We start from the raw sequence: 9809 nt of genomic DNA, 5'->3' as shown, positions 1-9809 counted from the left end.
TGCGAACTCGTTTTGGAGGGAAAGAGGGGGGAGGATTACTTTGAGTTCACTTAATATTTTTAAATTTATATTCTTTTGTGCTGATTCTGGAGCTTGACTTTCTAGTATCTTTTGAAAGTAACTAAACCAATAATGAATAAACATATTATTGGTTCTTTCTCCCGGAATAAAACCAACAATGCTATCTGGAAAACATGAATCAAAAGCCAATATACTTGTTTTAGCTATATTAGCTGCGATAGTTATACATAATGTTCCTCTATCCCACAATTTACTTTGTTTAAGACCAAACTCAGAATATGTAGAATGATAATCTACAATATAGTTTCCTGAATTAGCTACATCTCCCGTCTGTATAAACGGATAGATTCCTCCAAATAATTCCGAAGCATTTCGTGGTCTATGCTTAGAAACACCACGTCCAATAGTTCCAATTTTATTAAGTGTTTCAATTTCCCAACCCATTTCATTCAAAACAGGATCCCCAAACATCTCGTTAAATCGGGATTTGGCGAGCTCGTTCAATTTTTTATTTTGTTCTTTACGACAGCAAATTAATCGTTCAATCAAATTTAACGTACTAGTAATCAACTTTTGTTGCTCAACTGAAGGATAAGTAATTTCTACTTTTTTTAACCAATCTGTACTTAAATTTTTTTGAGCAACACCATTAGAACTTCTTATTGCTGACTGTTCAAACAGATCTGAATTAAGAAATTGAAATACATATTCTTTGGAAATTAAACTATCAATAGTTCTTAAACAGGCAACCCGTTGATTTAATGCAGCAGGAAGCATAGTTTTACTTATTAATCCTACTCGTCCAACATTTCCTGTTAAAGACATAAGCAAATCATTTTCTTTTAAAATATACTTCTCGATTGAATTTCTATATTCAATTGGATAGTATTTTGGGTCACTATCTTCGATGTATCCTTTTTGAACATTAGTTATTCTTATAATACGAATGCCTTCGTTAACATATAGCAAACTCTTGAAGGCAAATCCATTTAAAATCTCACAAACTTCCCCCAACTTCACTTTTTTCATACATGCATCTCCCTACTTTAGTAATTCTTCTAACTCTGCTAAGCCAGCTTGAATTTCTTTTTCTAGATCATTGATTTTCTTTAAAATGACTTCTGTTGGTTCATACTCAACTTTTTCATACTCGATTTCTTTGTATTTATTGATGGACAAATCAAAATCATTTTCCTTAATCTCATCAACCGGAACAAAGAAGGACTGATCTGTTCTCTTGCGTTCTACTTCTTTCTCTAATTGATGGAATCGTTGAATAATATCTGGAATATCATTATCGCTGATAGGCTGGCGTTTATCATCTAAACTCAGACCGTCTGCTTTCATATCGTAAAACCAAACCTTATCCGTCCCACCATTTCCAGTCTTAGTGAAGATAAGGATGGCGGTTGAAACCCCTGCATAAGGCTTGAAAACACCACTTGGCATCGAAATAACTGCATCTAGTTTATGGTGCTCAACGATTTCCTGACGAATCCCTTTATGCGCTTTAGAGGAACCAAAGAGGACACCATCCGGTACAATAACAGCTGCACGTCCACCTGGCTTCAAAGTGCGTAAGAAAAGGGCAAGGAAAAGCAACTCTGTCTTCTTAGTCTTAATCGTAGCCAACAAATCTCCAGAGGTTGAATCATAATCAAGAGATCCTTTGAAAGGTGGATTGGCTAAAACTAGAGTATATTTATCAGCTTCTTCATTATCTTGAGATAGTGAGTCTAGATAGCTAATTTGGGGATTTTCAACCCCATGGAGCATCATGTTCATAGCCCCAAGTCTCAACATTGTCGTATCCGTATCATTCCCATGAAACATAGTATTGTGGAAATGCTTTACACTGTCAATATTTGTTTGCCACTCTTCTTTTCTTCGGTCTAGGTAGCGACTTGCTGAAACCAAAAATCCCGCAGACCCCATAGCAGGATCTGAAATAATATCCTTAATTGTCGGTTGCATTAGCTCAACCATCATATCAATGATATGACGTGGAGTACGAAATTGACCATTTGCCCCTGCCTGAGATAATTTTGACAATAGATACTCGTAAATGTCACCAATATCTTTTATATCCGTAGGTAACTCATCCAGAGCAGCTATCGCCTTTTGTAAGGTAGCAGGTTTATTGATTTGAAAAATAGCATCCCTCATATAACGTGAAAAAGCTGTATCGTCAGTATCCCCCTTCAGATTCTTAATAAATGGAAAAATCTCTTGTGACATCAGGCGATAAACTTCTTGCGCATCTCCTAAGTTCTTAAAGGTTGACCAACGATATTCAGGTTTATCTTTTGGGAAAATTCCCTCATAGGGAATACCTAGAAATTCAGCATCATTTTCTCGTCCAAGTTCAACTCTGTCCAAGTCTTTCATAAATAAAAGATAAGTCAATTGCTCAATGTTGGTCAAAGGATTCGCATTCCCCTCTGTCCATAGCATTTCCCAAAGCTGATCAATCTTATTCTTTAATTCGCCTGTAATCATATTTTACCTCTCAAAATGTTTCAATTTTAAAAAACTGTCATTTAAAATTTTAAAACTTCTTATACTCCATTTTATCAGAATCCTAGGACATTATCAAAAAATTATTATAGTATCTACAGAAAAAAGCCTACAATAGGCTTTTTTCATCTGACAATATCTTTATACATGTCTGGTCTTCTGTCTCTAAAGAGACCCCAGTTCAGGCGCTCATTTGCTCCCTTGTCAAGGTCATAAGTGACTAAGAGGATTGCTTCATCTTGTCGTTCGGCTTGACTTAAAATAGCTCCTGTTTCATCGGTCATAAAGGATGAACCGTAGAAGTTTAGACTGGAACTTTGTCCCCCATTTTCTTCACAAGGAGTGACTTCTTCTAAACCATAACGATTAGCCGCAATAACTGGGACAATATTTGCTGCTGCGTGTCCTTGCATGGTACGTTGCCAATGACCACAACTATCTGTATCCAAAATAGGCTCTGAACCAATGGCTGTTGGATAAAAGAGTAATTCTGCACCATTTAACGCAAGACAACGGGCTGTTTCAGGGAACCACTGATCCCAACAGATGCCAATACCAATCTTGGCATAGCGAGTATCCCAGACCTTGAAACCGGTATTTCCAGGTGTAAAGAAGAATTTCTCCTGATAATAATGGTCATCAGGAATGTGAGTCTTCCGATAAACGCCAAGCACTTCTCCATCCGCATCAATGACAGCAATAGAATTGTATAAGACATTACCATCTTTTTCATAGAAACTGATTGGTAAAACGACCTTTAGTTCCTTGGCAATCACTTTAAAATGCTGAATAGCCGTATTTTCTGATACCGACTGGGCATACTGGTAGTAGTCATACTGACGCTCCTGACAGAAATAAGGACGTTCAAATAATTCTGGCAAGAGAATAATTTGGGCTCCTTGCTCAGCAGCTTGACGGACTAAACGTTCAGCTGTTTGGATATTGGTTTCCACATCCTTAGCGCATTGCATCTGAATGGCTGCAACCGTTACATTTCTCATCTTTTTCTCCTATTCTGGAATTTGTTGGGTAATACAGTGAATATTTCCACCACCTAATAGAATATCTCTTGCAGGAATTCCGACAACTTCACGGTCTGGGAAACACTGACTCAGAATATCCAAGGCAACTTGATCGTTTACATCCTGAAATTGTGGCACCAAAACAGATTTATTGGCGATATAAAAATTCACATAGGAAGCTGCTAGTCTTTCACCTGCATAACGCTCCTCTTCACCTTCTTCATAAGTATAGCCCGGCAAATCCTCCTCTGTAACTACTTGATGAATAGCTGGGATTGGAAGTTTATGAATAGTGAAACTCCGACCTTTTGCATCGGTTTCCTTCTCTAAAAGAGCTAGATCTGCCGTAGACATGGCATACTGAGGATCGTCTTGGTCGTCCGTCCAAGCTAAAACAACCTCAGCAGGACCAACAAAGGCAGCAACATTATCGACGTGTTCATTTGTTTCGTCTTGATAAATACCGTAAGGCAACCAGATAACTTTTTCAGCACCAAGACTCTCTAATAAGGTCTCTTCAATTTGCTCTTTAGTCAAGTGAGGATTGCGACCCGGACTGAGCAAACAACTTTCTGTAACAAGGATCGTTCCTTGACCGTCACTGTGTATAGCTCCACCTTCCAGTACAAAAGGTTTGGCATTATAAACAGGTATCTCTATAACTTCTGCAAAGCGACTGGCTACTTGGTCATCTGCTTCATAGTCTTGGTAAAGACCATCAACAGCACCACCCCAGGCATTGAAAGACCAATCTACCGCCAACTTTTCCCTTTGATCATTGAGGAGAATAGTTGGACCAGTATCACGTGCCCAGGCATCATTTGTCTGAATATCTAGATAAACAACCTGGTCTCCAAGATAGGATTGCGCTTCAGATAGATAGTTCTGCTCCACCAAAAGGTAGACTGTTTCCCCTTGGGCAATAGTTTTGATAATCCGGCTAAAAGCTGCTTTAGCAGCCAACCCTTGAAAAGGCCAAGATCCGGGTCGAGTCGGCCATATCATGAGAGTCCCATGATGGGGTTCATACTCTGCTGGCATACGATAGCCTAATTTTTTGGGACTGTCCATCATGATAGTCTCTCCTTAAAGTCTTGATAGCCAAATGCTTTGACTAGATTGCACTCACCCTCTTTATCCATTAGATAAAGGCTTGGAAGTCCAATACCGTTAAAGGTATTATTTTTAACAAAGGAGTAAATAGCCATGTCTTCAAAATAGAGGCGATCGCCGATTTCAATCGGTTTTTCAAAGCTGTAATCCCCAATGATATCCCCTGTTAGGCAAGTATTTGAAGAGAGTCTATAAGTATAAGGTTTTTCTTGCGCTTCAAAACCATCTCTTAATGGTGGGCGATAAGGCATCTCGAGTACATCAGGCATATGGCAAGTCGCAGAGGCATCTAAAACCAAGATTTCCATATCGTTTTCTACAATATCTAATACCTCGGTTGCTAGATAACCTGCATTGAGCGCAATGGCTTCACCCGGCTCGATATAGACTTCAAGATTGTAAGTTTCTCGGATACGCTTTAGTTCTGAAATCAGCAAATCCACATCATAATCTTCTCTTGTGATGTGATGACCACCACCCATATTGAGCCATTTGACCTCATGTAAGTACGAACCAAACTGCGCTTCTACTGCTTTCAAAGTTGTCTGTAAATCATCTGCTCCCTGCTCGCAAAGGGTGTGAAAATGAAGACCATCCACCAAATCTAGCAAATCACTCGGAATCTTGTCTAGAGTGACTCCAAAACGAGAACCAGGTGCACAAGGGTCATAGAGCGCATGGTCACCTTGCGTTGAACATTGAGGGTTGAGGCGCAAACCAACACTGACACCAGCCTCCCGACAACGAGCCCCATGCTTACGCAACTGTCTCTCTGAGTTAAAGACGATATGGTCCGTTATCTCCAGCAATTCCTCCAAGTCTGCATCCTTAAAGGCTGGCGCAAAGACATGGACTTCTCCCGAGAACTCTTCTCTAGCGAGCTTAGCTTCATAGAGACCACTTGCAGTTGTGCCAGATAGATACTGGCTAATCAAGGGATAGGTTTTGTAGAGGGAATATGCCTTCTGGGCAAGCAAAACCTTACAACCAGCCTCTTCTTGTACATATTGTAAAATGCGGCAGTTGCCTTCTAACTTTGCTAAGTCAATGACGTAAGCTGGTGTTGGTACTTGTTCTAGCTTCATTAGTCCACCATTTGTGGATTTTCAACCACAACCCAAGGTAAACCATACTCATTCAAAGCTTCCATAAATGGATCTGGATCCAATTCTTCAAGGTTATACACTCCAGCTTGTTTCCAAGTACCGTTCATAACCAATTTTGTCCCAATCATAGCTGGAACGCCTGTCGTGTAAGAAATGGCCTGTGAACCAACTTCTGCGTAACATTCCTGATGGTCGCAAACATTGTAGATGTAGATGGTCTTTTCAACGCCATCTTTTACACCTGTAAAGATACATCCAATATTGGTTTTACCTACAGTACGTGGGCCAAGGCTGGCTGGATCTGGAAGCAAGGCTTTCAAGAATTGGATTGGAACGATTTCTTGTCCATTGAAGTTAATAGTATCTGTACGGAGGAGTCCAACATTTTCAAGACATTTCATGTGCGTCAAGTAAGATTGACCAAAGGTCATAAAGAAACGAATGCGTTTGACACCTGGAATATTCTTGGCCAATGATTCAATTTCTTCATGGTGAAGGAGATACATATCTTTTTGTCCAACTTGAGGGAAATCATACTCACGCTTGATAGACATAGCTTCGACTTCGACCCATTTTCCATCTTCCCAGTAAGAACCTGGCGCAGAAACCTCGCGTAGATTGATTTCTGGGTTAAAGTTGGTTGCAAATGGATAACCGTGGTCACCACCATTACAGTCTAAAATGTCGATATAGTGGATTTCATCAAAATAGTGTTTGAGGGCATAAGCTGAAAAGACACTGGTCACACCTGGGTCGAAACCAGAACCAAGAAGAGCAGTCAAGCCTGCTTCTTTGAATTTCTCTTGATAAGCCCACTGCCATGAGTAGTCAAAGTAAGCTGTAAAACCAAGATCCTTACAACGTTTCTCATAAATAGCACGCCATTCAGGGTCTTCTGTATCCTCGGCTTCGTAGTTAGCTGTATCGATATAGTGAACACCTGTTGCCAAACAAGCATCCATAATTGTTAAATCTTGATATGGTAAAGCTACGTTCAAAACAGCTTCTGGTTTGTAGCTTTCAATCAGGGCAATCACTTCTTCTACCTTGTCAGCGTCAAGGGCAGCTGTCTCAATATTAGTATTTGTTTTGCCTTCTAATTTAGCCTTCAAGTCATCACATTTTGACTTAGTACGGCTAGCAATCATAATTTCTTTAAAAGTTTCGCTATCTTGGCAAATCTTTGAAATAGCAACTTGGGCAACTCCCCCACATCCAATAACTAGTAAACGACTCATTTTTTTCCTTCCTCTTCTTCTAAAATGTCCTCAACATACTTGGGCAACATAAAGGCTCCCACGTGTAAGTTTGCAGTGTAGTATTCTGTAAAAAGCTGGCGTTTTTTCCAGCCTTCCTTGTCAAAATCTTTGACAGGGTGGTATTTTTTCGAAGCAAATCCAAACAACCAATAGCCAGCTGGACTGGTTGGAATATGGGCCTGATAAACCCGACTGATTGGAAAGGCTTGATTGACCTTGCGATGCATGCTTCGGCAAGCTGACTCATCCTCGTCAAAGAAGGGACTCCCATGCTGGTAGATCATGATACCATCTTCCTTTAGAGCTCGATAACTATTGCCGTAAAATTCCTTGGTAAAGAGTCCTTCCGTATGTCCAAATGGGTCTGTCGCATCGTTGATGATAATATCGTAGTCATCTTCACAGTTTCGCAAAAAGCGTAGCCCATTTTGGTAGTAAATGGTAACACGAGGATCATCTAGCCCTGCAGCAAAGTCTGGGAAATACTCACGACAGACCTCAACCAACATCTCATCTGGTTCCACAATATCGATTTGCTCCAGTTCAGGATAAAGAGTTAATACTTGGGCAACACCACCGTCACCACCCCCAATAACCAAGACTTTCTTTGGATTGGGATGAACAGCCATGGGGACGTGAACGGTCATTTCGTTGTAGACAAAATCATCCGCATCTGAGAATAAAACATGCCCATTTAAAATCAGTATTTTACCAAAAGCTGGAGTGTCAAGAACCTCGATATCCTGCCATTCACTTTTACCAGCGTAGAGTTGCTTGGCTGTTCTCAGGGACAATTTGACATCTGGAGTATGAACTTCAGAAAACCATAAATCCATCTAGTTCTCCTTTCTCTTAATGACGTTGATGTGATTGACCTCAGGATCTTCTGTCCCTTGGAGGGAGCAACCACGTTCCTTGGCAAATTGGATATAGTCTACAATTTCTCGTGTAATACGTTCTCCAGGAGCCAAGATAGGGATTCCTGGAGGATAGCACATGACAAATTCCCCACAGACTTGTCCAATAGATTCATCCAAGGTCAAACTTTTTCTCTCAGAATAGAAGGCTTCTTGTGGAGACAGTACCAACTCGGGCTGAATATATTCTCCTGCTATCAAGTCCTTCCCATCCCGTGAATAGAGTCTCTTGATATCAGCCAAAGCACCGACTAAGCGCTCGATGTCTTGGATGCGGTCACCAATCGAAATATAGGCCAAGATATTGCCAATATCACCAAACTCAATCTGAATGTCGTATTCGTCTCGTAGGAGGTCATAAACCTCGATACCTGTTAAGCCAATACCCTGAGTGTAAACTGACAGCTTGGTTACATCAAAATCACAAACGGTCACGCTATCTACTAACTCTTTTGAGTAGGCATAGTAGCCACCGATGGCATTGATTTCACGACGTGCGTACTCAGATAGCTCAATGACCTTCTCAAATGACTCTTTACCACGAAGGGCCAGATTGCGGCGTGAAATATCCAAACTAGACATTAACAAATAGGAAGCTGAGGTTGATTGAGTAAGGTTGATGATCTGACGAACGTACTCAGGATTCATCTGATCGCCAACTAAAAGAAGCGAACTTTGAGTCAAGCTACCACCAGACTTATGCATGGATACGGCTGACATATCTGCTCCTGCATCCATAGCAGATAGAGGAAGTTTATCTGTAAAGTGGAGATGAGCACCGTGTGCCTCGTCTACTAAGACTTTCATTCCTGCAGCGTGGGCCATCTCTGTTAGCCCCTTAAGATCTGAACAAATCCCATAGTAGGTAGGATTGTTGATTAAGATAGCCTTGGCATCCGGATGGTCCTTAATAGCTTGTGCCACACGATCATTTTCAAGCCCCAAAGCAATACCGATTTTGGGATCCACACTCATCTCGATATAGATGGGAATAGCCCCACATAAAACGAGTGCATTGATGGCTGACTTATGGACATTTCGTGGTAGGATGATTTTATCCCCTGCTTTACAGGTGGAAAGAATCATGGTTTGCACGGATGAGGTTGTCCCGCCAATCATTAAAAAGGCATGAGCAGCACCAAATGCTTCTGCTGCTAGTTCTTCTGCATCTCTGATAATCGAAATAGGATGTCCTAGATTATCCAAAGGTTTCATAGAATTGACATCAATACCAACGCATTTTTCACCTAAAAGTTCCACTAATTCTGGATTCCCACGGCCACGCTTATGACCTGGCACATCAAAAGGTACAATCCTTTTTTTTCGTAACTTAACTAACCCCTCATAAATGGGAGCTTGGTTCTGATTTAACATTATAAAGACATACTCCTTTACTGTATTTTTCCCGCCTTAATTAAACTTAGGCGCCAAGGATACTTATGAAAAAAGAGCAGGTTGGCACCTGCTCTACAATCTACTGACGTGTTTATGTTTGTTTCTTTTGAGTATGTCTGTTCCTGATGTTTCCTAACTCTCTAGTAGCAAATATTACGTACTTTATTGATCGTTTCACAAGATGACGTGTGCTTTCACCACACTAACAAATGTATACGAATTAGAACTAATGTTCTAACATCAACTTATAAAAGTAGGCTTTTAACCCTATCAATAATGTGGCTTTTCAACCACGCTTCGGCATTCAACCCTGCCTGTCCGTAGGCATTTTTTACTCGGGTTTATATTTGCTAGAAAACATCATCTCATTTTCTAAGCTTCATTACTATATCATGTTTTCAGAGACTTGTAAAGTATTTTTAGAACTTTTTTTAAATAATTTAATATTTAGTTCGTGTA

At 40.3% G+C, this 9809-nt stretch carries 8 protein-coding genes; all 8 read right to left on the bottom strand.

Annotated features, from left to right (window positions below; all coding sequences use genetic code 11):
* Nucleotides 1-1050 (bottom strand): restriction endonuclease subunit S (locus tag HMPREF2987_RS11130; RefSeq protein ID WP_218969678.1); only part of this gene is annotated, 1050 nt, incomplete at its 3' end.
* Between the two features lie 12 nt (nucleotides 1051-1062).
* Complete coding sequence (locus HMPREF2987_RS08260) at nucleotides 1063-2520, bottom strand: type I restriction-modification system subunit M (protein ID WP_075230123.1); 1458 nt, start codon at nucleotides 2518-2520, stop codon at nucleotides 1063-1065.
* A 143-nt stretch (nucleotides 2521-2663) separates the two neighbouring features.
* Entirely contained in the window at nucleotides 2664-3539 is an 876-nt protein-coding gene (gene aguB, locus HMPREF2987_RS08255) for an N-carbamoylputrescine amidase (RefSeq protein WP_075230122.1), read from the bottom strand.
* A gap of 9 nt (nucleotides 3540-3548) precedes the next feature.
* Nucleotides 3549-4634, bottom strand: coding sequence for an agmatine deiminase (aguA, locus tag HMPREF2987_RS08250; protein ID WP_075230121.1), 1086 nt, complete (start codon nucleotides 4632-4634; stop codon nucleotides 3549-3551).
* The gene (nspC, locus tag HMPREF2987_RS08245) at nucleotides 4631-5758 is read right to left on the bottom strand and encodes a carboxynorspermidine decarboxylase (protein WP_075230120.1); all 1128 of its coding nucleotides are present in this window, start codon (nucleotides 5756-5758) and stop codon (nucleotides 4631-4633) included. The genes aguA and nspC overlap by 4 nt, the downstream gene beginning before the upstream one ends.
* Nucleotides 5758-7017, bottom strand: coding sequence for a saccharopine dehydrogenase family protein (locus HMPREF2987_RS08240; protein ID WP_075230119.1), 1260 nt, complete (start codon nucleotides 7015-7017; stop codon nucleotides 5758-5760). The genes nspC and HMPREF2987_RS08240 overlap by 1 nt, the downstream gene beginning before the upstream one ends.
* Nucleotides 7014-7874, bottom strand: coding sequence for a polyamine aminopropyltransferase (gene speE, locus HMPREF2987_RS08235; RefSeq protein WP_000366713.1), 861 nt, complete (start codon nucleotides 7872-7874; stop codon nucleotides 7014-7016). Before speE ends, HMPREF2987_RS08240 begins: the two co-directional genes overlap by 4 nt.
* A complete protein-coding gene (locus HMPREF2987_RS08230; RefSeq protein WP_075230118.1) occupies nucleotides 7875-9329 on the bottom strand; it encodes an aminotransferase class I/II-fold pyridoxal phosphate-dependent enzyme in 1455 nt (484 codons plus the stop codon).
* Nucleotides 9330-9809 lie beyond the last annotated feature (480 nt).

Source organism: Streptococcus sp. HMSC067H01 (assembly GCF_001814775.1).
In the GTDB taxonomy this organism is placed as follows: Bacteria; Bacillota; Bacilli; order Lactobacillales; family Streptococcaceae; genus Streptococcus.
Note: the sequence above shows the minus strand (reverse complement) of the source record. Positions and strands in the feature narration are given on the sequence as shown.

What these genes read in the sequence shown, in the direction of transcription:
- HMPREF2987_RS08260 (WP_075230123.1), bottom strand. Translation starts at nt 2,520, where the DNA reads ATGATTACAGGCGAATTAAAGAATAAGATTGATCAGCTTTGGGAAATG.
- aguB (WP_075230122.1), bottom strand. Translation starts at nt 3,539, where the DNA reads ATGAGAAATGTAACGGTTGCAGCCATTCAGATGCAATGCGCTAAGGAT.
- aguA (WP_075230121.1), bottom strand. Translation starts at nt 4,634, where the DNA reads ATGATGGACAGTCCCAAAAAATTAGGCTATCGTATGCCAGCAGAGTAT.
- nspC (WP_075230120.1), bottom strand. Translation starts at nt 5,758, where the DNA reads ATGAAGCTAGAACAAGTACCAACACCAGCTTACGTCATTGACTTAGCA.
- HMPREF2987_RS08240 (WP_075230119.1), bottom strand. Translation starts at nt 7,017, where the DNA reads ATGAGTCGTTTACTAGTTATTGGATGTGGGGGAGTTGCCCAAGTTGCT.
- speE (WP_000366713.1), bottom strand. Translation starts at nt 7,874, where the DNA reads ATGGATTTATGGTTTTCTGAAGTTCATACTCCAGATGTCAAATTGTCC.
- HMPREF2987_RS08230 (WP_075230118.1), bottom strand. Translation starts at nt 9,329, where the DNA reads ATGTTAAATCAGAACCAAGCTCCCATTTATGAGGGGTTAGTTAAGTTA.